Annotated in this window: 14 protein-coding genes and 1 pseudogene; 9 read left to right on the top strand and 6 right to left on the bottom strand. The window is 49.3% G+C overall.

Features of this window, described 5'->3' with window-relative positions:
• Window positions 1-28 precede the first annotated feature (28 nt).
• Window positions 29-4,555, top strand: a complete 4,527-nt coding sequence (locus PGRAT_RS08075) for an OmpL47-type beta-barrel domain-containing protein (RefSeq protein ID WP_042266356.1) — start codon at window positions 29-31, stop codon at window positions 4,553-4,555.
• Window positions 4,556-4,708: 153 nt separating this feature from the next.
• On the opposite strand, the pseudogene PGRAT_RS34280 reads toward PGRAT_RS08075, so the two are convergent.
• From PGRAT_RS34280 to PGRAT_RS08090, 4 genes and pseudogenes are all read right to left on the bottom strand, one after another.
• Window positions 4,709-4,813, bottom strand: a pseudogene (locus tag PGRAT_RS34280) (VOC family protein); the annotation flags it as partial.
• Between the two features lie 34 nt (window positions 4,814-4,847).
• Window positions 4,848-5,840 (bottom strand): YiiG family protein, encoded by a 993-nt coding sequence (locus PGRAT_RS08080; RefSeq protein ID WP_025703891.1) that lies wholly within the window; start codon window positions 5,838-5,840, stop codon window positions 4,848-4,850.
• 382 nt (window positions 5,841-6,222) lie between these two features.
• Window positions 6,223-7,191: an alginate lyase family protein gene (locus PGRAT_RS08085; protein WP_025703890.1), complete on the bottom strand. Its 969-nt coding sequence runs from the start codon at window positions 7,189-7,191 to the stop codon at window positions 6,223-6,225.
• A 55-nt stretch (window positions 7,192-7,246) separates the two neighbouring features.
• On the bottom strand, window positions 7,247-8,377 hold the full coding sequence (locus PGRAT_RS08090) for a glycoside hydrolase family 88 protein (RefSeq protein WP_025703889.1): 1,131 nt from the start codon (window positions 8,375-8,377) through the stop codon (window positions 7,247-7,249).
• A 117-nt stretch (window positions 8,378-8,494) separates the two neighbouring features.
• On the opposite strand from PGRAT_RS08090, the gene PGRAT_RS08095 reads away from it, so the two are divergent.
• Entirely contained in the window at window positions 8,495-9,370 is an 876-nt protein-coding gene (locus tag PGRAT_RS08095; RefSeq protein WP_025703888.1) for a helix-turn-helix transcriptional regulator, read from the top strand.
• Window positions 9,371-9,424: 54 nt separating this feature from the next.
• Here the strand turns inward: PGRAT_RS08095 and PGRAT_RS08100 are convergent, their stop codons facing one another.
• On the bottom strand, window positions 9,425-10,294 hold the full coding sequence (locus PGRAT_RS08100; RefSeq protein WP_025703887.1) for a helix-turn-helix transcriptional regulator: 870 nt from the start codon (window positions 10,292-10,294) through the stop codon (window positions 9,425-9,427).
• Between the two features lie 161 nt (window positions 10,295-10,455).
• Here PGRAT_RS08100 and PGRAT_RS08105 point away from each other — a divergent pair, with 161 nt between their 5' ends.
• The 4 genes from PGRAT_RS08105 to PGRAT_RS08120 all read left to right on the top strand — a co-directional run bounded on the left by PGRAT_RS08105 (window position 10,456) and on the right by PGRAT_RS08120 (window position 17,585).
• Window positions 10,456-12,429: an alpha-amylase family protein gene (locus PGRAT_RS08105; RefSeq protein ID WP_042266358.1), complete on the top strand. Its 1,974-nt coding sequence runs from the start codon at window positions 10,456-10,458 to the stop codon at window positions 12,427-12,429.
• 43 nt (window positions 12,430-12,472) lie between these two features.
• A complete protein-coding gene (locus PGRAT_RS08110; protein ID WP_238326722.1) occupies window positions 12,473-13,609 on the top strand; it encodes a serine hydrolase domain-containing protein in 1,137 nt (378 codons plus the stop codon).
• Between the two features lie 783 nt (window positions 13,610-14,392).
• Window positions 14,393-16,012: an ATP-binding cassette domain-containing protein gene (locus tag PGRAT_RS08115; RefSeq protein ID WP_025703046.1), complete on the top strand. Its 1,620-nt coding sequence runs from the start codon at window positions 14,393-14,395 to the stop codon at window positions 16,010-16,012.
• Complete coding sequence (locus PGRAT_RS08120; RefSeq protein WP_162165051.1) at window positions 16,005-17,585, top strand: ATP-binding cassette domain-containing protein; 1,581 nt, start codon at window positions 16,005-16,007, stop codon at window positions 17,583-17,585. Before PGRAT_RS08115 ends, PGRAT_RS08120 begins: the two co-directional genes overlap by 8 nt.
• Before the next feature lie 199 nt (window positions 17,586-17,784).
• On the opposite strand, the gene PGRAT_RS08125 is transcribed toward PGRAT_RS08120, so the two are convergent.
• Window positions 17,785-18,831: a LacI family DNA-binding transcriptional regulator gene (locus tag PGRAT_RS08125; RefSeq protein ID WP_025703042.1), complete on the bottom strand. Its 1,047-nt coding sequence runs from the start codon at window positions 18,829-18,831 to the stop codon at window positions 17,785-17,787.
• Window positions 18,832-19,339: 508 nt separating this feature from the next.
• On the opposite strand from PGRAT_RS08125, the gene PGRAT_RS08130 reads away from it, so the two are divergent.
• The 3 genes from PGRAT_RS08130 to PGRAT_RS08140 are packed head-to-tail and all read left to right on the top strand — an operon-like array spanning window position 19,340 to window position 22,769.
• Window positions 19,340-20,197 (top strand): ABC transporter permease, encoded by an 858-nt coding sequence (locus tag PGRAT_RS08130; RefSeq protein WP_238326723.1) that lies wholly within the window; start codon window positions 19,340-19,342, stop codon window positions 20,195-20,197.
• Between the two features lie 17 nt (window positions 20,198-20,214).
• A complete protein-coding gene (locus PGRAT_RS08135; RefSeq protein ID WP_025703040.1) occupies window positions 20,215-21,096 on the top strand; it encodes a carbohydrate ABC transporter permease in 882 nt (293 codons plus the stop codon).
• A 59-nt stretch (window positions 21,097-21,155) separates the two neighbouring features.
• On the top strand, window positions 21,156-22,769 hold the full coding sequence (locus PGRAT_RS08140; RefSeq protein ID WP_025703038.1) for an ABC transporter substrate-binding protein: 1,614 nt from the start codon (window positions 21,156-21,158) through the stop codon (window positions 22,767-22,769).
• Window positions 22,770-22,781: the final 12 nt, after the last annotated feature.

Consider the following 22,781-nt stretch of genomic DNA (forward strand, 5'->3'; position numbering starts at 1 on the left):
TTCAATCGATAAGGAGGCATGTAATAAAATGAAAAGAAGAACGTTCATTGTCTTATCGATCATTGCTTTGATAGTAGGATGTTTCCCGGCCGCATCGATTCAAGCAGAAGAGTCACACCCTTCCCAAGCAGTCTATTACGTATCTGAAAATGGAAGCGATTCCAATCCGGGGACAAAGGATAAGCCCTTCCTTACCCTGGAGAAGGCCAGGGATGCCATCCGCCAGCTGAAGCAAGGCGCAGGACTGCCTGACGGCGGCGTTACCGTTTATCTGAGGGGCGGCATCTACAACCGGTCCGGAAGCTTCCTGCTGGAGGAGCAGGATTCGGGAACGGCAGGCAAACCGGTTACCTACAAGGCTTATCCGGGCGAATCCGTGAGGCTGAGCGGTGGCCGGCAGCTTCAGAAAGGGTGGTTCACCCCGGTGACAGACCCGTCAGTCCTGAACCGGATCATCAGCACAGATGCAAGATCCAAGGTTCTGCAGGCAGACCTGAAGGGGCATGGCATTACCGATTACGGGGTCATGAGCCGTCATGGCTATTACAAAGCCAACGATGTAAGCCAGACTCCGCCTATGGAGCTGTACATCGAAGGCGAAGGGATGACCCTGGCCCGGTGGCCTAACAAGGGCACGGTTCAGATGGGCGATATTATCGATCCGGGGCCGACCCGCAAAGATCCTGACTTGCAGACCCGGGGAGGCACCTTCAAGTACACCTATGAACGGCCTGCGCTTTGGACCCAGGCGGATGATATCTGGCTCGACGGGATCTTTGGCTATAGCTGGGAATGGTCGTACAACAAAATCGCTTCGATTGATACACAGAACAAGTCCATCACCCTGGCTTACGGGGAAATGAGCGGAATTTTTAAAAACTGGTACCCGGACTTCCATTTCGCCCAGAACCTGCTGGAAGAGATCGACATGCCGGGAGAGTATTATATTGACCGGAGCAAAGGCAAGCTGTATTTCATGCCCACAGCAGCCTTCCAGGCGGCGAACCCGGAAATTACCGTGTCCATGCTGAAAACCCCCCTGATCAGTACGTTAAATACGTCTTTTGTCACCTTTGAGGACCTGATTCTGGAGAATGGACGGGATTCGGGGGCGGTCATCATTGGCGGCGACAGTGTCCGGCTGGTGCACTGCGAGATCCGCAACTTCACCGAAGGCGGCGTACGGATCAATACCCAGAGCCGCTGGCTGTACAATGACTTCGCTAAGGGCACAGGGGTTAATCACGCGATTGTCAGCACACATATCCATCATGTCGGAGGGACGGGAGTCATCCTGAACGGCGGGGACAGGCTGACGCTTGCGCCAGGCAATAATGTGGTGGAGAACAGCCATATCCATGATTTTGCCTATTACCATAAAGCGTACAACCCTGCTGTGATTCTGACGGGAGCAGGCAACCGCATTTCCCATAATGAAATTCACGATGCTCCGCATCCCGGCATTCTGATCTTCGGAAACGACCAGGTAGTGGAATACAACAACATCTATGATGTCTGCAAAACCTTCTCGGATCTCGGCGCGATCTACATGAATCTGGGCGCTGCCCCGCAGGAGCGGGGTTCGGTTATCCGGGGGAATTACTTCCACAACATCGGTGAAGGCAAAGCCGGTGTGCAGGGCGTCTATCCGGACAATTTCACGATGGGGATGACGATTGAAAAAAATATTTTCTACCGGATGGGCAATTCCGCCATTCTGAACAACGGAGGCGCGCACATCCGCACCAAGAACAACCTGTTTATCGACGCCAAGGTGCCTTATGAGTACTCGGATATGTACCTGGGTGACGGGCCGGAGCAGCAAATCAACAAAAACTATATGCAGCCGTGGCATGCCTTGTTCGAAAAATACAACAACTTCGCCGGCATGCCGCATCTGACCAAGTACCCGGAGCTGGCCAATTTCTTCACGGAGAACCGGTACTATCCTGACACCAACACATTCCAGAACAATGTAATCTATAATCCGACCAAAACGAGAGGCCCCAACCTAAATGAGAATGGAGCTTACGATAAGTTAAAACTGGTTCAATACGCGAACAACTGGGTGACGGACCGCGACCCGGGATTCGTAAACCTGGCGGGCGGTGATCTGAATCTGAAGGCGAATGCTGAGGTGTTCCAGCAGATTCCCGGCTTCCAGACGGTTCCCTTCAGCGAGATGGGAATCATAGGCAAGGCCGGCCCTTATCTGGCTCCGGATGTGATCCCTGTAAAAGGCGTCGTGCTGTATGAGGATGCGATAACCCTGGGTATCGGAAAATCGTATAACCTGTACTCGGCAGTTCTCCCCTGGAATGCGACCAATAACAAATTGCAATATACCTCCAGCGATCCTTCTGTAGTGAAGGTGGACGCAGACGGCAAGCTGAAGGGGGTTAATCTGGGGAATGCAGTCATCACGGCGGTCTCTGCAGACAACCCTCTGTTGAAGGACGAAGTCCAGGTGACGGTTGAGGTCGGAGACGGGATAATGGATGAAACGACTTTTGAGAACGGCCGGAACAGCTGGCCGATGGATGCGAACCGGACCATTGTGGAGACTGACGGCGGCAACCATATGTATAAGCTGCTGAAGGGTGCGACAACGCTGAACGAGAACGACTTCAGCAACTACGAGCTGACCTTTAAGCTGAAGACGCCTCCGGCGATCCCGGAATCGGCGACGCTTTACGTGTTCGACCGGCTGAATCCGGGCGGCAGCGGAGGCAGAATCGGATACAAGAAGCTGGCCGACGGAACCTCTTCCTGGATTCTCTATAATGCGGCCTGGGGTACGGTGAAGCAGAATACGCTGGCCACTCAGGACCTGCTGCCGGATACCGTCTACAACATGAAGATCATTGTCAAGGGCCACGAGATCAGTGTCTACCTAGATGGCAAGCTCAAGCTGAAGGGCACTGATCCGACCGCTAATCCTTCCGGCAAAGTCGGATTCTACGCCGGCGGCTTCGACTATCTCTTGTTCGATGATATCAAATTTACGGTGCCGACGAAGGAAGTGGCCGGTCTGCTGCTCGATAAGAGCAGCGTCAACATGGTGATGAATGAGCAGCAGCAGCTGCAGGTCCAGTTCGACCCGTCAGACGCCGAGAATCATGCCGTTGTCTGGCAGTCGAGCCATCCGGAGGTAGCTTCTGTCGATGGGAACGGAACAGTCACGGCTCTGGGGACAGGAGAGGCTGTGGTTACCGTTGCCTCGGTCGCCAACCCGTCCGCTTCAGCCTCAGCCCGGGTCGTGGTTTCGAATATTCTTCACTTCACCGATTACGATTCAGGAGCTAACGGATGGCCGATAGATCCGAACCGCAGCATTGTGACGGTGAACGGAAACAAAATGTACAAAATTCTGAAGGGGGCATCGGCGCTTCATCCGAAGCTTTTCACGGACTACGAGCTGACTTTCAAGCTGAAAACACCTGCGGAAATGCCGGAAGCGGGTACATTATATGTGTATGACCGTACCGCCTCCGGCAATTCAGGCAAGATCGCATACAAGAAATTGGCGGACGGCACGTCGCAGTGGATTCTTTACAGTCCGACTTGGACAGTGCTTCAGACCAAGAATATAGCAGCTGCGGATTTGCAGCCGGATACGGAATACAACATCCGTGTTCTGGCCGAGGGTTCGAGCATCCGCGTATATGTGAACGGTGAACTGAGATTGGATGGTATAGATTCTGCCCATAACCCGTCCGTAACGGTGGGCTTTTATGTAGGCGGTTTCAGCGCTATGTGGTTTGACGACGTCAAGTTTACTAGGATTGACCGGACCGCTCCCGTAACCACGGCAGCCATGAATCCGGCACTTCCTGACGGATCGGATGGCTGGTATGCACATCCGGTGACAATAGAGCTGAAAGCTTCAGATACGGATTCCGGTGTGACTAACACCGTATATAGCGTTAATGGTGGTGCAGATTGGCTGTCATACCAGGGGCCGCTGACCATCAGCCAGGACGGCCGGTATGCGCTGCAGTACCGCTCGGTTGACTCCGCCGGAAATAAGGGGGACATTCAGACCTTGAGCTTCAAGCTGGATAGCAGTGCCCCTGAACTATCCGTTGCGGAGCCGGCCGCGAGAGCTTATGCAGGCACGGAAACCCTGACATTATCGTGGACCGCCGCCGATGGCATGTCCGGGGTGGCTGACGGCAAGACCTCTGCGCTGCTGGATGGTGAAGCCGTAGAGCAGGGGGCTTCAGTTCCACTGTACACGCTGGATCTTGGCAGCCACACGTTCGCCGTGTCCGCCAGCGATGGCGCGGGGAATACGCAGGAGCGCACAGTAACGTTCTCGACCTATGCCGATATTAACTCGCTGAAAGCGCTGGTCAGCCTGTTCAGGGAGAAATCGTGGATAGACAATCACGGCATTGCGAACAGTCTGAGCACGAAACTGGACCACGGGCAAGTGGAAGCCTTCCTTCACCAGGTGCAGGCCCAAAGCGGCAAGCATATCCAGGCTGAAGCCGCTTCCTATCTCCTGCGGGATGCGCACGATATTCTGGGAAGGGTTGGCACGCAGAGCTAGGTTGATGATCCGATCTGCCGGGTGAATTGAATTAGGAACAAACACAACGGCTGCGCCGTCCTTTATTGGACTGCGCAGCCGTTGTTCCCGTGAATGAAGTACAACTCGTTATTTCTCCCAAAGCCCGACCAGCCGGTCTTCAGGATCTTCAATTCAAATAAACTTTCCAAATTCACTAACCTTATTGTTCTTTGCAAGAGGTACACCTGTTTGTTCAAGATGCTTAATAGTTTCATCTAAGTTATCCACTTGGGAATTTTCTATTGATTTCTAGGCCCAACCATTAGATATCTTAATTCATTTCATTAAATCGTTCAACTGCCTTGCTTAGAAGATAATTGAAATTCTCGGGTGTACCATCTGTAGTGTTCAGGAACTGGCCGTTCAGGTCAGAATCAGACACAGGTTCCTTCTTATTGATGCGTTCAATGATTTTTGAAGCAGCCGCTTTTGCCTCAGTGGCTGAATTAACATAGCTCTCGATACTGAAGCTGTTAATCCCTTCTTTTTGAATTCGTTCCTTGTCTTTTAAGATCGTCATGAGCACACTCAGATCTGCGGTCATGATGTCGTATTTGGCTTTAAACTTCGTCATGTCAAGCTGCAGCACGTTGCTGGCGGTGATTCCCTGTTCATCCATTTCAATGGCCGTAGCCTCGGCATCTATCATGAACTTCAAGGCATTATACCTGATCTGCTGGTCTGCATCCTTCAGTTTTTGCAGTTCAGCCAGACGCTGCTCATTACCCAATTTTTGCAAAGCCGTGAAGTATTGGTTGGCGACAGTCTCGTAAGCGAGATTGGCACTTACCAGCTTGGTATGCAGCTGTTTTCCTTTTGCGAAATCATCATCCACGTAGCCTCTTGTATCATAGTAGGCTTTCATATCGTCCAGGACAGACAACAAATCTTTGAGGACCGGTGCCAGTTTGATCACTAGGGGGTCTGCGTTCGCAAAAGCAGGTTGGCTTGCGGTATAGCCGTTCGCTTTATCAACAACTTCCCGCTCAGTTTCAGCAACGCCGAGCATGATGAAGCTGAAGTTCTCCTCGATTACAGGCTGTGTATCAACTCCGAACTTCTCAAAATAATGAACTAGAACCTCATTGATTCTACCTGTCATCAAGTTGTTCAGCCTGACATACGCATTGTATTTTTCGATTTCTTTGCTCTCGCCGGACGTAACGCCTGCAGGTGCTTGACCCACGGTGGATGTATTGGCAGAACAAGCGGACAACATTGCACCTAACATGATAATGGCAATAACGAATGATAGCTTTCTCAAAATAGTGATTCCTCCGGCTGAGTAATTTAACGGGTCGCATATCAATGCTGATTGTGAAAAACATCTATTCAATTTTAAAGTTATTTGGTGAATAGGTCTTGAGACTTGAGTAGCAAAATTCTAAAAAACTTCTTGATTTTGAGTCAAAAGCATCTTTTTCGCCTAATTCTGTTGTACAGGGCGCTACAGATTCATTTTTTTTCGCTGATTTAGGGATCATCTGCTGTATAAATTGCAATTGAATGCTGCTAGCCCAGTCTGAGCTATGCGGAAGATCATAGCATCCTCTACACCAACAGAGCCTTGGACGAAGTTGTCCAAGGCTCTGTTGGTCTGTCTCAGCAGCGTCTGTCTCAGCAGCATATGGCAATGCTGCATCTGGCTAGCTGTGTGTGAACTGCAGCTCGGGAAAAATCCAGGCGTATGACTGATAATACCCGCTGCTGCTATTTTTGTTGCCAGTAATCGGGCGATAGGGAGAGACAAAGCGCTCATATTCGGGTTCCCTGTAAACGTTGAACATGGCTTCGTACAAATCCAGCGGCCACGTATCGGAAGCAAGCGGTGCCGGGAATTTCTGACCGTTGTCATACGGCCATTCCTCTATGCGCCCATCGGCATAATAAAAGAAGGTATCGAGTGCCTTCTTGACGCTTTTTCCGCCGGGAGAGGTCCAGTGAAACAAATTCTCGCCGGTAGTGTCATCGACTAGCTTGATGGCAGCCGTAAGGGGAGCAAGGGAGAAATAATGATACCAGATTGCATTGTTTCCTCTTGTTGTTTCTTCCGGAATGAGTCCGGAAGTTTCAAGAGAGCTGTCAATATGTTCCTTGAGATAGGCGACTTCTTCCGCAAAACGGGCTTGGTCGTCCATCAGGCGGAACAAGGATAATTGGGCATACAAGCTCCAGCTCCACCAGTTGTTCCGGAGCGGAATGCGGTCCCACCCGGGCAGGCATACCCCGGTCATCCAGGCAATGAACTGGTCCTTGTTCTCCTTGCGCCAGCCGGAATAGCTGTGGAGCAGCTCAGCCGCCCGGATCAGTCCTGTTCCCAGATAGGCGGAGACCAGCGGGCCGTCATCGCCGGTCAGCACCTTGTTGATGGCTGCCCAGCCATCAATCAATTCAAGTGCCTTATCCGCATAGGCGGTCCTGCCGGTGTGGCGGTAAGCCAACGCCGCTGTGTACGCCGCCTGGGCATCCTCCTCCATCAGCCGCTTGGCTGCCTGATGGCCGGCCATATCGAAGTAAAAGCCCGGAATATGCCATGTGGAAACGGCGTGGCAGCTAACCGACATGCTGTCATTTGCAACTTGCAGCAGCTGTTGTAATGCAGCCTGGCTGTTCATAAGTGTGCATCTATCCTTTCGGTTTCAGGCTCAAAATCATTGCTTTTCGAAATCATTACCGTTCATACCAATAGCCCGGCACTCCGCGCTCCAGCCGCATTAAGGCTTCCAGATAGAAATAATCTCCCCAGATCACATAATCATCAGGCGAAATATCAAGCCGGACGGCATAGGAACCCCGGTTCAGCAGTCCTTGTGCATCCGGCTCACCCTTCGTGGAGTAGTTGGCGGCAAGGGAGGCAACGATTCTCCGGGCTGATTGTGCCAGCCATTCCCGGTCAGCGTCATGCTCTGGAAGCAGGGCAACCAGCTCCAGCATGCCCGACGCGGCGATGGCTGCAGCGGAGCTGTCCCGTTTGGTCTCCGGAATCTGCGGCACATCGAAATCCCAGAACACAACACCATCCTCGGGGAGACGGTCCGCAAAATAGCGGGCGAGCCGCTTGGAGGTTTCCAGCAGCTCGGGCTGCCGCATATACCGGTAGGCCAGCGCGAAACCGTAAATGCCCCAGGCTTGGCCTCTGGTCCAGGTTGATCCGTCCCGGCTCCCTTGGTGGGTGCCCCCGCGGATCGAGTCCCCGGTTATCGGATCAAAGTAAAAGGTATGGTACGTGGAGTCATCTCCGCGGACCAGAAATCGGCGGCTCATGGCCGTCTGCTGCTCGGCGGCCTGACGGTAGGCCTCCCGGCCGGTCTGCTGGTAAGCCCAATGCAGCAAAGGCAGATTCATCAGGCAATCGATGATAATGCGCCCGCCGTTCTCGGGATCATCCTTGGGTCCCCACGCCTGGAGAATTCCCGGAATGTCGCGCCATCTTTCCAGCAGAATATCCGCAGCCTGCAAGGCAGCGGACCGGGAGCTTTCGTCCCGTTCCAGAATCCAATGGGCTTTGATGGAGAGAGAATAGAGAAATCCGATGTCATGATGCTCCAGGCCCGTCCGGTGCTCAAGACGCTCCCGGAAGTTGTCCAATGTTGTCATAGCGGCAGTCCGAAACCGGGGGTCCTTGGAATATTCATAGGACAGCCAGAGCAGCCCGGTCCAGAAGCCCTCGGTCCAATCATTACCCGGAGTTAGCCGGTAGATCCGGTTTCCTTGGGTGCTTGTAACGGGGAACTTGTCTCCAAACCGCCCAATATTGTTTGAAATTACGCGCAAGGCGTCTTCGATAGCTTGTGCCCACATAGCGGTATCCTCCATTTCGCGTTATCATGCTGCCTTTATTATATAACCGGACGAATGATTGCCGGTTGTGCTAAAATGTAACCAAATTGCGATTATAGCAACGGGGAGGCGTTGGCGTTGGCGTCACATATAGAACATGTGGATCCGGGCCACAGCAGCTTTTTTCTGGCTTTCCGGGATGAGCTGCAGGAGGATCACTTTCATAAATTTCATGCGCATCAGGGTCTGGAATTGTTATTTATCCATGAAGGGCAAGGGATCGTCGAGGTGGAGGGCCGCACCTATGAATTGCAAGGAGGAGCGTTGTTTTGCTTCCAGCCATACCAGCTGCACAAGGTGGAAATTCCCGCCCCAAGGGATGTCCGCTATGTCCGGACGAATCTGACCTTTGAGCCCCGGTATCTGGAGCCGTTTCTGGCTCCATACCCCAAGCTTGAGGCGTTTCTCCGCTTTTTATCCAGGGGGGCGCTGCCTTCGCCCAGATTTGCTGTTGATGACAGCCGGCTGATGGGAGCGGTGGAGAGTCATGTTCAGGCCGTACTTGAACCGAGTGAGGGGCAGGAGGAGGCCCGTATCCTGTTCCTGATATCCTTGCTGCGGTATCTTCAACTGGCGGTCATTTCCGGCGAGGAGCTGCTGCCGGAAGGCTGGTCCGTTAAAACAACGGCCCACATCGAATCGGTTATGGATTGGATCGAAGACCATTTCAGGCAACCCTTCAGTCTGGAGCTGCTGGCCGGGGAACTGCATCTGTCCTCCTACTATGTATCCCATCTGTTCAAACAGTACACCGGGGTATCGCTCATGGATTATGTCACGGCCAGAAGAATCCGTGAAGCCTGCGTGCTGCTGGGGAATTCCGGGCAATCCGTACAGAGAATCGCCCGCGAGATCGGAGGGCTAAGCGCCCCCTATTTTTGCAAGCTGTTCAAGAAACACAAAGGCATGACGCCTCTGGACTACCGCTCGGCACTTCACCATTCGGCCAAATAGGGGCGGGTTTCTGCAACGCCGGAATATGAGGAGGCGTTGCCAACTCCTTGCCCTCTAAGCTTTCCCGTTCCTAATCTGGCGGTACCTCCCGGGTGTGACTCCAGTTTGTTTACGAAACAGCCGTATGAAGTAATTGTCATTCTCAATGCCGACTTGCCGGCCTACTTCCGAGACGGAAAGTTCCATGTTCTCCAGCAATGATTTGGCCTTTTTGATTTGCAGATCATGCAGATATTGGAGCGGACTCATTCCCGTATACGTTTTGAGGCACCGGGCGAGATAGTCGAACCGGAAATGAAGCGTCTGCTCCATGTGCCTGGCGTCGAAGGGACGGGTCAGATGCTGCTGAAGGTAGGCGATCGTTTGATCGCAGAGCTGTCTTGCGCGGGAGGCATATTGCATTTTTGCCGCAGCCTGCAGTTGGACCAGAAGACCGGCCAACTGCGTCTGCAGCGGTAAGGAGCTTGCCGGAGACAAGGCCTGATGAAGCTCCACCATCCGCTCCAGGAACGGAAGAACATCGGGGATATGCAGACTGGTGAATTTCGGAATATACATCACCTGCTGCTGCGGGGCAGTATCGAGATTTGTCCCTTTGACATAGGGAAAGGACCAGGGGATTTTTCCGCTGTCCATCGTCCGGACCGGTGCCGGATGGACAAAATGAATCCAATAAATTTCCGTGATTTCTTCACAAGGACGATGCCCGGCATGCCTGCGGCCCGGTTCGAGTACCAGCATGGAGCCTTCCTTGATTTCGTAGGGTATCCCTTCTTCCGTCATATACAAGGTGCCCTTTAAGACAAACAGCATGTCATATACATCGAACGAACGGGTTTCGTGCTTTTGCCCCGGCGGCCAAAAGGCGTGGCCGATGGTCACCAGCTGCGGCAGCGGGGGAATGGCAAGCTCCAGGCAATTCATTGCAGGGTGCTCCTTTCAGAACCTGTTATCAACGGTTTCATTGTAGCATGGTGAACTTTGATAAGGTAGAAAATGTGCTATTATAAGTCGATTCAGGACCTGTCAGACCCCGGTGGAAGTCATTATACTGAAGGTATAAGATCCGGAAAGGAAGGGAAAGCATGCGATTTCGTCAGGTTCATCTCGATTATCACACCTCCGAAGCCATCACACCGATCGGAGCCCGTTTTGACAAAAAGCAGTTTCAGGAGATGCTGAAGCTGGGTAACGTGGATTCTGTTACCGTCTTCTCCAAATGCCACCATGGCTGGGCCTATCATCCGTCGGAGGCGAATGAGATTCATCCCGGGCTGAGCTTCGATTTACTTGGAGCCCAGATCGAGGCCGCCCATGAAATTAACGTAAAGACGCCGGTATATCTATCGGCCGGTCTGGATGAGAAGCTGGCCAGGCGCCATCCGGAATGGCTTATCCGGGACGAAAACGATCAGACGAACTGGGTGAAGGGCTTCCTGGAACCGGGATATCACCAGTTCTGCATGAACACGCCTTACCTGGATATCCTGATTGCCCAGACCCGCGAGGTCGTGTCGCGCTATGATCTGGACGGCCTCTTCTTCGATATTGTCGGTGTGCGCAAATGCTACTGCCACAGCTGTATAGAGAGCGTGCGGCGCGAGGGCGGAGATCCGCGGGATGAGCAGGCGATGCGCAGACTCTGGGAGAGAACCTATGCCAACTATACGGCAAGGCTGAAGGAAGCGGCCGAAGCCATCAAGCCGGGACTGCCGATCTTCCACAACGGCGGACACATTGCACGCGGCCGGCGGGATCTGGCAGGGATGAACAGCCACTTGGAGCTGGAATCACTGCCCACGGGCGGCTGGGGCTATGACCATTTCCCGCTGTCGGCCAGATATGCGCAGACGCTGGGCGTCCAATTTCTCGGCATGACCGGGAAATTCCATACATCCTGGGGGGAATTCGGCGGCTATAAGCATCCCAACGCACTCCGTTATGAAACCGCACTCAGCATCGCCAATGGCGCAGGATGTTCGATCGGGGATCAGCTGCATCCCGACGGACACATGGATGAAGCGACCTATGCCCTGATCGGAGAAGCCTACCGTGAGGTGGAGAGCAAAGAAGCTTGGTGCACCCGCACCACGAACGTTGCGGATGTGGCACTGCTGTCGCTCGAAGCAACCGGTGTGCATCCGCAGGCAAAGACCGGCGGGCGTAAGCCGCCATCGGATGCAGGAGCCGCCCGCATCCTGCTGGAGGGGAAATTCCTGTTTGACGTCATCGACAAGGAGCATGATTTTACCGCCTACAAGGTGTTGATTTTGCCGGATTATGTGGCGGTGGATGACGGGCTGCGCGGTAAATTAGAAGCGTTCTTGCAGCAGGGTGGCAAAATTCTGGCGACAGGCTGGTCCGGACTTGATCCGGAAGGGACGCAGTTTGCGGTTGATCTCGGGGTGCGGCATGTGGAGGTTAATTCTTACCGCCCTGATTATTTCCGTCCTTCGTTCAAGCCCGGGCGCTTGCAAGAGGCCTCCTTCATCTTTTACGGACAGGGACAGAAGGTCGAGCTTGCCGGCGGAATCGAGCTGGGACGCCGCGAAGATCCGTATTTTAACCGTGATGTATTTACCTTCTGCTCGCACCAGCATACGCCAAGCAGTTACACTAATGGTGGACCCGGCATGGTGGAAAACAGCAATGGAATCTATATTGCATGGAACGTATTCGAAGATTATGCCAGCAAAGGCAGTCTGATTGTAAAGGAAACGGTTTTGCTTGCACTGAACCGGCTGCTTCCTGATAAGTCTCTGCAGACGAATCTCCCGGCGCAGGGCATCGTCACGCTGCAGGAGCAGAAGGTGGAGAAGCGCCTGGTCAATCATCTGCTGTATGCGTCACCGGTCCGCAGAGGCGAGAACATCGAAGTAATCGAGGATATTATTCCGCTTTACGATGTCCAGGTTTCTGTTCGAACGGAGGGCCGGGTTCAGAATGTGTATTTGGCTCCGCAAATGACACCGCTTAATTTCAGCCGGGAAGAACAGATTGTTCACTACACGGTACCCGTGCTGGAATGCCATCAAATGGTAGTTCTTGATTATGAATGAGCCTCAATATCTATAATTATACTTTGTAAAAAGAGGATGGCGAATGATGAACTTTGAGCCCTTGTCTTCATTTATCGACCGCATCACCTCCTGGCGGATCCCGTGGGCGGAGGTGCTTGTTATGTACCGTAACGAACCAGTTTTCCGTTACCGTAACGGCTATGCCAACCTGGAAGAGCAGACGCCAATCGATGACGGACGGATCATTAATCTCTACTCCCTGACCAAGATCATGACCTGCACAGCGGCCCTCCAGCTCTTGGAGAAGGGCGCCTTCCTGCTGAATGACCGCCTGTCGGACTATCTGCCGGAATACACTGAAATGAACGTGAAGAAGAGGCTGCCGGGCGGCGAGCTCATACTTGAGAAGGCCGTACATCCGATTACGGTACGCGATCTGTTCACTATGTCAGCGGGTTTCTCCTATGATCTGGGATTGCCTTCCATTCGGGAAGCAGTGAAACACACAGGGGGCAAAATGCCGACGCGCGCCATTGCGGAGGCACTTGCCAAGGAGCCGCTGCAATTCGAACCGGGTACCCGGTGGAATTACAGCTTATGTCATGATGTCCTTGCAGCACTGGTCGAGGCTGTGGACGGCCGGCGGTTTGGCACGTATATCCGGGAGGAAATTACCAGGCCGCTGGGCATGGATGACACAGGTTTCGATCTCCCGGACGGGCAGCAGAGCCGTCTGGCTCCGCAGTATGAATATAGTGATGAGCTCGGCAAGCCCGTGCGGAAGGACGGGAACGGGTTCCGGCTCGGAACCGAATACGAGAGCGGCGGGGCGGGATTGCTGTCTACCGTGAGCGACTATGCGCAATTTTTGAATGCGCTGACGAATCAGGGAACAAGCCCGGACGGCGTGCGTATTCTGTCACCGGCATCGGTGGAGCTGATGCGGACGGAGCAGCTGACCGAGAGCATGCGCGGCGATTTCTCCTGGGAGCAGCTGAAAGGCTACAGCTATGGGCTGGGCGTCAGAACCCATATCTCAAAGGCCCGCAGCGGTTCGCTGAGCCCGCTTGGCGAATTTGGCTGGAGCGGCGCTGCCGGCTGCCTGGCCATCATCGATCCGGCTTCGCAGCTGACCGTGATGTATGCGCAGCATATGCTGAACAATCAGGAGCCTTTTGTGCATCCGCGATTGAGAAATATCGTGTACGCCTGCTTGTGAAGTGATAATTAGGCTGCTTACAGGTGCATCTTTGTCATCTGACGATGTTGGGAGTTGTCACAATCCTTACACCCGGTTGAGTTCACAACCTCAAAAGGTACGAAATAGAACCCGGAGGGATAATACTCCTTTTCAGTGCTTGTCTAATCAACAAGTCTGAAGAGGAGTTTTTATTATGATTAGAAAATAAACAAATTGAGGATAACCTCCGGCAAAAGTATCTCCCACATTGGAGAAGTTGATAAATTATCTGTGCGAACTCTTTCGCAGTCGAATTATGGGGAAGTTAACTGATGTTCCAAGGTGAGTATGTAAAAAAAATTCAAATGGAAAATATTAAAAAAAATAGTATTGACAATTATATCTAGTAATGTAAATGTAAATAGATATTTTTAAATTATTTTGAAGTATCTGGTGTGCACCCAACGATTCTCGAACAGCTATCATCTTGTTCTTGGCAGCAAGAAGCTGAACTAAACCAAATTAATTAGGAAGCTCGAGCCTAAATATTTAAATTTTATAAAAATACTACAATGGGAAAGAGAGATATATTATGCAGCATGCAGTTACACAAATGAGATGGAAAGTATTATATTCTAAAGGCTGTTTAGCCTGTAGGGCGGGTAATCGGATATGGGGATTATCGGAAAATTTTGTGTTCACCCCTTGCATAATGTACAAAAACCTTTTAAGTATAGACCACTCTTCTGACTTCACCCAAAGTTGTGAGAAAACCAACAGCGACATTTGCAGAAGACTACTGATATTTAACAGGCAATCCGTATGAAGGGCACTGGGTACTATTCTATTTTCTCCAGGGCCGCTGTTGGGTTTACCTTTAAACTTCTGCTGGGGGTCCCTTACGGGTTTACAACTGCGTTTCTACTGGCTGATATTATACACTCGGCTATGGCTGCTGATTTTCAACAATTGATTCGGCAGTGTTTGTTTCTCGGGGCTCTGGTCTTAATCTTCAATGCCATCGATTATTTCATAAGTGTGAGTATGCAAATCCGCACTGAATATGGCAAGCACCAATTGAAGGCAGCTATATTGAAGCAGTATTTGGCTCAGAATATGAAATTACATACTGAGCTAAACAAAGGTGAGTTCATCGAGCATCTCTATAATGATGTTAATGAAGTTGTGAAATATTTTACGCAGACGCTGCCTGTATGGATTGCTGCCATGGTAACTGCAGCAGCGTATGCTGTCTACTTCGCATCGGTTAACGTTTGGATTTGTTGCCTGTTGATTGTAATTGCGCTACTGCATGTACTCCCGCCAATCGTAATCAAGAAATACATGCTTGAAAATTACCTGGACGCCCGCGAGATAGAAGCGAGAATCACCAATCACCTATTATCCGGTTATAAAGGATTCCGTTCCATTCAAATTTATTCTGCGTATTCATGGTTTATGGAGAAATATAAAAATATACATGCCGAGTACAATAAGATCGGAAAGAAAGCTGAGAAAACAATTACCGTAGAGCAAGGAATGTCAGCTTCATTAGAATATATTGTGAAATTCGGAACGTATGGGATTATTGCCTTCCTGATAGTGAAGGGATTAGGGGACTTGAAATCAGGTTTAGCTATTCTAACTCTCAGTACCGGATTCTATCAAGCCGCAGCCGGAATATTCAACTATTTGGCTGAACGTGAGGTTTACATCACCGCAAGGGCAAGACTATTGGCAATCGGGCATTTGACAGAGAAGAGCCAAACATCGGGTAAACCGCTTTCAGGCTTGGCTCCATTTCTGGAAATTAGCAACCTTTCTGTTGGGAATCCGGAACGGGCAGCCAAGGTTAATGTTCGGATTTTGGAGAAAGACCGCATTCTGATCAAGGGCAGTAACGGCTCGGGAAAATCTTCTCTCCTGAACGTACTGCTGCGCCGAAATCCGTATGACAGCGGAAGGGTGATCTACAAAGGCAGAGATTTGATCTCTATTCCAGAGGATGAATACTTGCGTGAGATTTCCTGGCTTCCCCAGGAGGATTACATATTTTCCATCACTCCTATGCAATTGTACCAAATGCTATATGAGGATAAGCCCGAAAGGTTGGAAGAGGTTCTGCAGATATGCGGACTGTTTGGTCTGGAAGAAAACCTGCTGAGTCAGCGTTCAATCAGTGATTTATCAGGCGGAGAACGTAAAAAGGTATACTTGGTTGCTGCTGTATTGAAAAGCTCCTATTCTTTTATAATGCTGGATGAACCTGAAAATTCGCTTGATCAGCAGTCAAGATCCGTATTAATAGAGCTTATTGAAAGTATAGATCGTACAGTAGTCATTGTCAGTCACGGCAGCTGTTTTCAAGATAACACAAATGTGAATCTGGAATTTCAGGAGAATCATGTAAATTTATATAGAGGGAATGGAGTTCATGCCTAATTCAGTTCTTTCAAAAGCTTTGCAGCATCAGAAATGGGTTATTGTCTGTGGGGTCATCCAGGGGATTACGGGGGGGTACCTTACAATCATTATTTATAATATCATCGGAGATTTTACAAACGATATTTTATACAGGCCGGCTTTGATTACTCTCCGTTCCGCGTTGTCTTTAGTATTAGCTTTAATAGGCAGCATCCTTATAATTCCAGTGATGCAGTATATCAAAAATATTATTTTGTTTCGCCACGCGCTTGAGCATGACCGTTATATTATGAATCAGTTCATTCATCTTCCTTCGGATCAAATTGGGAAATTTAAGGAGGGGGAAATTCAATATCGGCTGGAGCGTGACCCGAATGAATTTCGCTTCACTGTTATAGAGGTATTCACCAAGATTCCTGTTTCTGTTATCGTAGGGGCGGGTATATTCATACAGCTATTTAGGATCAACATGTTATATGCTTTGATATGCCTTATTATGGCGGGTGTTCCTCTGATAGGTATTAGAATCACGAAACAATTGGAAGCTTCTTATAAAATGAAAACTAGAGATTTTGAGATGAAGCAGAGGAATTTAGAAGTAGATATGGTCAATGGAGCGGACTATATTAAGGTATTTCAGCTGGGACAGAAGTTTATTGATCTTTTTTGCCATTATTTTGAAAAATACTATGATCAGCAACTTAGACGGAATATGAAGCTGCAATATTTAATTCAAAAGCTAAATTTGATTTTACGTGTCATTACCGACTCTATTATCATTATTTTCGGCGCATGGCTTGTTGCAGAAAATCAAATTCAAGCTGGTTATATTATGACAGTCATCGGGCTCTCCAATAGTCTGAAGACTGTGTACCAGGATATAGGAACTGCAATCAAAAGCTATCATTTGTTTCAATTATATATCCCGAAATTACATGAAATCAGTGAAGCGGCAGGTGATTCTGGTCTCATCAAGGTGCCTGATGGTCCTATCGCCATTAAAGGTGACAATTTAGGATTTCAATATGAGGACAACCCCCCATTGTTTAGCGATCTTAACTTTACCATCTTACCAGGAGAGAAGGTGGCTATTGTTGGACCCAATGGACGGGGAAAATCCACTCTGCTACAGCTGATGAGCGGACTTCTCAGACCTAGTTCAGGTATCATCACCATTAATAATCTAAATATGTCCCGGATTGATTTACCTTCATACTATCGGCAATTTGCTTATGCGGAGCAGACGCCTTATATGTTTGACGCATCGATATACGACAATGTAAAGCTGGGAAATCCTTCTGCCAGTGCGGAAGAAGTGATTCATGTATTGAAGAAAACGGGGTTACATGACCTCTCGGAACAGAATTTTGATGTCCAGAACAGCTCTGGCGGGGAAAAACAAAGAATTTCCGTCGCCCGGTCATTATTAAAAAACAGTCATTTGGTTTTCCTTGATGAGCCTTATAATGACTTAGATGACCAAGGGAAGGAATTAGTCAGGAAAATAATTCTTACTACAGGAATTACTGTGATTTTTATATCCCATGAGGATGAATTGACTGCTCTGGCTGACAAAGTTATCCATCTATAATTAGTTTTTCAGTGACTGACCTTATGGAAATTGCTCTACGGGTCTGATTAGTTACTTTATTTCAGCGAATGGAACCCCCTTATCAGTAAAAGATCACAGGACAAGGGTCCAGCGTTCTTAAGAACACCGGACCCTTGTCCTGTTTCTACATTTCGATCTTTGATTGGGATTTCATTTCAAATTCAACCTGTGGACAGTTTTAATTGAGAACAGGCGTGGACCCACGGAATATCATATCCGTTGCAACATGGGTCACTTGGTACGGCCTGGTGTTGTCTTTGATCCTGGATAATAGAATTTCAGCTGAAATAATCCCCATTTGGCTGCTGTAGATATGTACGGTTGTCAGATGAGGTTCGACAACCCGCGACTCCGAAGCATCATCAAATCCGCATACAGCAACTTCTTCCGGTACTTTAACCCCTTTGTTCTTCAGAGACTTCATAACACTGATGGCAATGAAATCATTGGCACAGATAAAGACGGATGGCCACTCTTCCAAGGCATCCAGTTGCTGCCCCATCCAGTTTTCCTCCATATTGATATTGAAGTTTCGGTCTGGCGCTACAATATTATGGGCCGGATTTAGAGATATTCCACATTCAGTAAGAGCCCTGTTAAATCCGGTCCAGCGTTCATTGAAGCTTTTACAGTGATTGTAATCGCCTACAAAACCGAAGCTGGTGTATCCGTGGTCTATCAGTTTCCGCGTTACAGAGTAAGTGCTGTGCTCATTCTCCATTAGAACCAGATCCGCCTTCAATTCCGGGTATACCATATCGGCAGCGCAGTCAACAAAAATAGTCGGAATACCAAGATCCGTGATCAGCCTGCTGTAAGCCTTATTGAACATTTCAATGCAGATGATGCCATCCACACTTGATGGTTCAAAGTTACCAGGAAGGGCCATGCCATTGATATCATTCTCACGGACGAAATAAATTGATAAGGTATAGCCCTTGGTACTGATTTCTTTCTCCAGCCCGCTGATCAGCAGGGAACCGAAGTGTGAGCCGTTGGGCAGATTACAGGTCAATAGTGCAATATTGCCTTGTTTGTCGGAGGAGCTAATAGCTGTATCCATATAAGAAAATTGTTTGTATTTAAGCTCAACCGCTTTTTTGATCACCTTGTCTCTGGTGTCAGCAGGAATACTGTCAGCCCCGTTCAAAGCTTTGGAGGCCGTGTTTCTGGAGATCCCCAAGGCATCAGCGATGTCCTGTATGGTTACTCTATCTTTAGCCATGTATTGTACCTTCACCTCTATATCATATCTTCTCATCGTCTTAACTTCCTTAAATGTACAATAGTTTTCCAAAAATAGCAATATAAAATTTACAAATGCACAAATTAGTTTACGTTTTAAAATATAAAAATGTGCAAATTTGTTGTGTACATTACTACTCAATGTGAATATATTAAGCTGAAAATTGCATTTATTCGCTCATTAAATCCCACATTTTGTTATTTTACAACGGATTCTAGACTTTTTCGGTATGTATTGATTGTCAAATGAACAAAAATATTTTTACAAATTTTATTGACGTATGCTGAACTGTCTGATAAATTGTAAATGCAGCGGGGCTTGAGGGCCGCTGAAACGGTGAGCTGCATTTTCATCGCACATTAAATTTGTAAAAGAAATGGAGGCAAAGGCATTGCAAAACACAATAAAAGCGGATGCCAGAAGTACGGTGCCCAGATCTTCGAGCTCCTTACTAAATTTTATAAAGAAGCATTACTTTCTTTATTTAATGCTGGCACCGGCGTTGATCCTGACCCTTATCTTCAAATACGGTCCAATGTATGGCGCGATTATCGCCTTTAAAGATTTCAGTCCCATCAAAGGAATCCTGGGCAGTGAGTGGGTGGGGTTGTACAACTTCAACAAGTTTCTTTCTTCACCCAATTTTGAAGTCATTTTTATGAATACGCTTAAATTAAGTTTTTTCGGTTTGATTTTGAGCTTTCCTGTTCCTATCCTGTTGGCCTTGATGCTGAACCAGGTGCGCAAGTCGGCAGTCAAGAAAAATATACAGCTGTTTCTGTATGCGCCTAACTTTATTTCCGTAGTGGTTGTGGTGGGGATGCTGTTCATCTTCATGTCCCCGACAGGGCCAATCAACCAGATCCTTACCTGGGCTACAGGTGAACCTGTGATGTTCATGTCCCGTCCTGAGTATTTCCGCTGGATCTACATTCTTTCGGATATCTGGACGAGTGCAGGCTGGGCTTCAATTATTTATGTGGCGGCACTTGCCAACGTTGACCCTGAGTTACATAATGCCGCGAATCTGGATGGCGCCAATCTTTTGCAGAGAATTCGCCATATTGATCTTCCGACCATTCGACCGATTATGGCCATTGTGTTCATTCTTGCTGCGGGCGGCATTATGTCGATTGGATTTGAAAAGGCTTATCTCATGCAAACGGCGACCAACCTGCCGACTTCCGAGATCATTCCGACTTATGTGTACAAAATTGGCTTGCAGTCAGGCGACTACGCTTACTCAGCCGCAGTGGGGTTGTTCAACTCGCTTATCAACGTTGTTCTGCTCATTACAGTGAACTTCATTGTGAAGAAGCTGAATGAGGGCGACGGCCTTTACTAAGAAAGGAGCACCTGTTCATGTTCATCAAACATTCCCGGCTGGACCGCTTTATTCTCGCGCTGAATGCCACGTTCTTGACGCTCGCTGTATTGGTGGTGGTGCTTCCGCTCGTTTATGTGGTGATTGCTTCCTTCATGGACCCGTCGGTACTGCTCAGCCATGGATTATCCTTCAAAATTTCGGACTGGTCATTAGACGGCTACAAAATGATCCTTACCAACCCAGCGATGATCCGCGGTTTTGGAAACGCTGTTTTTTACTCCGTTGCATTTGCTGTGCTGACGGTTCTGGTCTCTATCTGCGCAGGTTATGCCCTGTCGGATGACAGGCTGAAGGGTAAAGGATTTTTTATGACCTTGTTCATTATCACGATGTTTTTTGGCGGGGGACTGGTTCCGACTTACCTCCTGGTCAAAAATCTGGGCCTGCTTGACACGGTCTGGGCCGTAATTATTCCCGGGGCAGTCAACGTGTGGAACATTATCCTATCCCGAACCTTTTTTAAGGGCGTACCCAATGAATTGAGGGAGGCAGCCAATGTGGATGGGGCATCAGAGTGGCGGATTTTCATCGGCATTGTCTTGCCGCTCTCCAAACCCATTATCTTCGTGCTTGCCCTGTATGCCTTTGTCGGCCAGTGGAATTCCTATTTCGATGCAATGATTTATCTCGATAATCCGAACCTTCATCCGCTGCAGCTCGTCCTGCGTTCCATCCTGATTCAGAACCAGGTCGATCCAGGCATGATCAGTGATCAGCTGGCTATGGCGGAAATGAAACGGTTGTCCGAAATCATCAAATATGCGGCCATTGTGGTTTCCAGTCTGCCGCTGATCATTATGTATCCTTTTTTCCAGAAGTATTTTGAAAAAGGTGTCATGCTCGGTTCCCTGAAATAGGGGACGGACTGAACATAGATACAGATTTACATTCATCCTACTCAGGAGGTCATGTTTCCATGAAAAAACTGACAACATCAAAAGTGGTAACCCAAGCAGCTTCTGCATCTGTGCTTGCTTCGATCCTGTTGCTTACAGCATGCAGCGGTGGCGGGGGAGGAAGTGCAGCCAGTAAAGAACAGGACCCCAGCGGCAAAGTGACCCTGAACTTTATTACGCAGAGCTCCCCGCTGGCACCGGCTGACCCGAATGACAAGCTGATCAATAAACGTCTTGAAGAAAAAACAAATGTTCATATTAACTGGAAAAACTTCACCAAGGACGTTTTTGTAGAAAAAAGAAACCTGGCGGTTGCCAGCGGTGACCTTCCCGATGCGATTTTTAATGCTGATTATAGCGATTATGAGCTGCTCAAGCTCGCTAAAGACGGTACCATCATTCCGCTGAACGATCTGATCGAGAAAAATATGCCCAATTTTAAAAAGGTGCTGGAAGAAGCTCCCGAATACAAGAGCATGATTACGGCGCCGGACGGCAATATTTATGCCTTTCCCTGGATCGAGGAGCTGGGCAACGGTAAAGAGCGGATTCAGGCTGTAGACAGCATGCCTTGGATCAATGTCGAATGGCTGAAGAAGCTGGGCCTGGAGATGCCGAAAACGACGGATGAGCTGAAAAAAGTGCTGATCGCCTTCAAGACGCAGGACCCGAACGGCAACGGCCAGGCGGATGAAATTCCGCTGTCCTTCATTAATAAGCCCGGCGCGGAAGATCTGGCCTTCCTCTTTGCATCCTTTGGACTTGGGGAGAATCCCGATCACGCGGTTGTGAGCGATGACGGCAAAGTGATCTTTACCGCGGCGGAAGAAGGTTATAAGAACGCCATTTCATTTGTCAATGAGCTGTACAAAGAAGGGCTTATTGATATTGAGGCTTACACGCAGGACTGGAGTACGTACCTGGCCAAAGGGAAGGACCAACGCTACGGCTTGTACTTCTCCTGGGATAAGGCTAACATCTCCGGAGCCAATGATGCCTATGATGTAATGCCGCCGCTCGCTGGTCCGGATGGCGAAGTCAATGTAACGAGAACCAATGCTCTTGGTCTTGGGCGCGGCAAAATGGTCGTGACAAGCGCCAACAAAAACCTGGAAACGACGGCGAAATGGGTGGACCAGCTGTATGATCCGCTCCAATCCGTGCAGGACAACTGGGGCACCTACGGGGATGAAACCCAGCAGAACATCTTCAAATTGGATGAAGCCAAAGGCATGCTGAAGCATCTGCCGCTGGAAGGTGCAGCTCCTGTTGAGCTTCGTGAAAAAACAAGCATCGGCGGACCTCTGGCCGTTCTTGATTCCTACTATGGCAAATATACCACCATGCCGGATGACGCCAAAGGCAGAATGGATATTATCAAGAACATCATGGCCCCGAAGATGAAAGCGGAGAACGTAATGCCAAGTGTATTCAATTCGATTGAAGAGCTGGACCGCCTGACGACGATTGAAACGGATTTGTTCGCCTACGTCCTTAGAATGCGTACAGAGTGGTACCAGAACGGCAAAGTGAATGAGCAGTGGGATGAGTACCTGAAAGAGCTGGACCGGCTGGGTCTGCAGGAATGGCTGAAAATTAAACAAGCCGGTTATGACAGAGCAACACAAAAATAACAAAAGACAGCG

The sequence above is a fragment of the Paenibacillus graminis genome, assembly GCF_000758705.1.
Lineage (GTDB): Bacteria > Bacillota > Bacilli > Paenibacillales > Paenibacillaceae > Paenibacillus_AQ > Paenibacillus_AQ graminis.

Excerpts from the sequence above, each read along its gene's own strand:
- PGRAT_RS08075 (WP_042266356.1), top strand. The coding sequence starts at position 29 with ATGAAAAGAAGAACGTTCATTGTCTTATCGATCATTGCTTTGATAGTA.
- PGRAT_RS08085 (WP_025703890.1), bottom strand. The coding sequence starts at position 7,191 with ATGAACAGCCAGGCTGCATTACAACAGCTGCTGCAAGTTGCAAATGAC.
- PGRAT_RS08090 (WP_025703889.1), bottom strand. The coding sequence starts at position 8,377 with ATGTGGGCACAAGCTATCGAAGACGCCTTGCGCGTAATTTCAAACAAT.
- PGRAT_RS08100 (WP_025703887.1), bottom strand. The coding sequence starts at position 10,294 with ATGAATTGCCTGGAGCTTGCCATTCCCCCGCTGCCGCAGCTGGTGACC.
- PGRAT_RS08105 (WP_042266358.1), top strand. The coding sequence starts at position 10,456 with ATGCGATTTCGTCAGGTTCATCTCGATTATCACACCTCCGAAGCCATC.
- PGRAT_RS08110 (WP_238326722.1), top strand. The coding sequence starts at position 12,473 with ATGATGAACTTTGAGCCCTTGTCTTCATTTATCGACCGCATCACCTCC.
- PGRAT_RS08115 (WP_025703046.1), top strand. The coding sequence starts at position 14,393 with ATGAAGGGCACTGGGTACTATTCTATTTTCTCCAGGGCCGCTGTTGGG.
- PGRAT_RS08120 (WP_162165051.1), top strand. The coding sequence starts at position 16,005 with ATGCCTAATTCAGTTCTTTCAAAAGCTTTGCAGCATCAGAAATGGGTT.
- PGRAT_RS08125 (WP_025703042.1), bottom strand. The coding sequence starts at position 18,831 with ATGGCTAAAGATAGAGTAACCATACAGGACATCGCTGATGCCTTGGGG.
- PGRAT_RS08130 (WP_238326723.1), top strand. The coding sequence starts at position 19,340 with ATGCTGGCACCGGCGTTGATCCTGACCCTTATCTTCAAATACGGTCCA.
- PGRAT_RS08135 (WP_025703040.1), top strand. The coding sequence starts at position 20,215 with ATGTTCATCAAACATTCCCGGCTGGACCGCTTTATTCTCGCGCTGAAT.
- PGRAT_RS08140 (WP_025703038.1), top strand. The coding sequence starts at position 21,156 with ATGAAAAAACTGACAACATCAAAAGTGGTAACCCAAGCAGCTTCTGCA.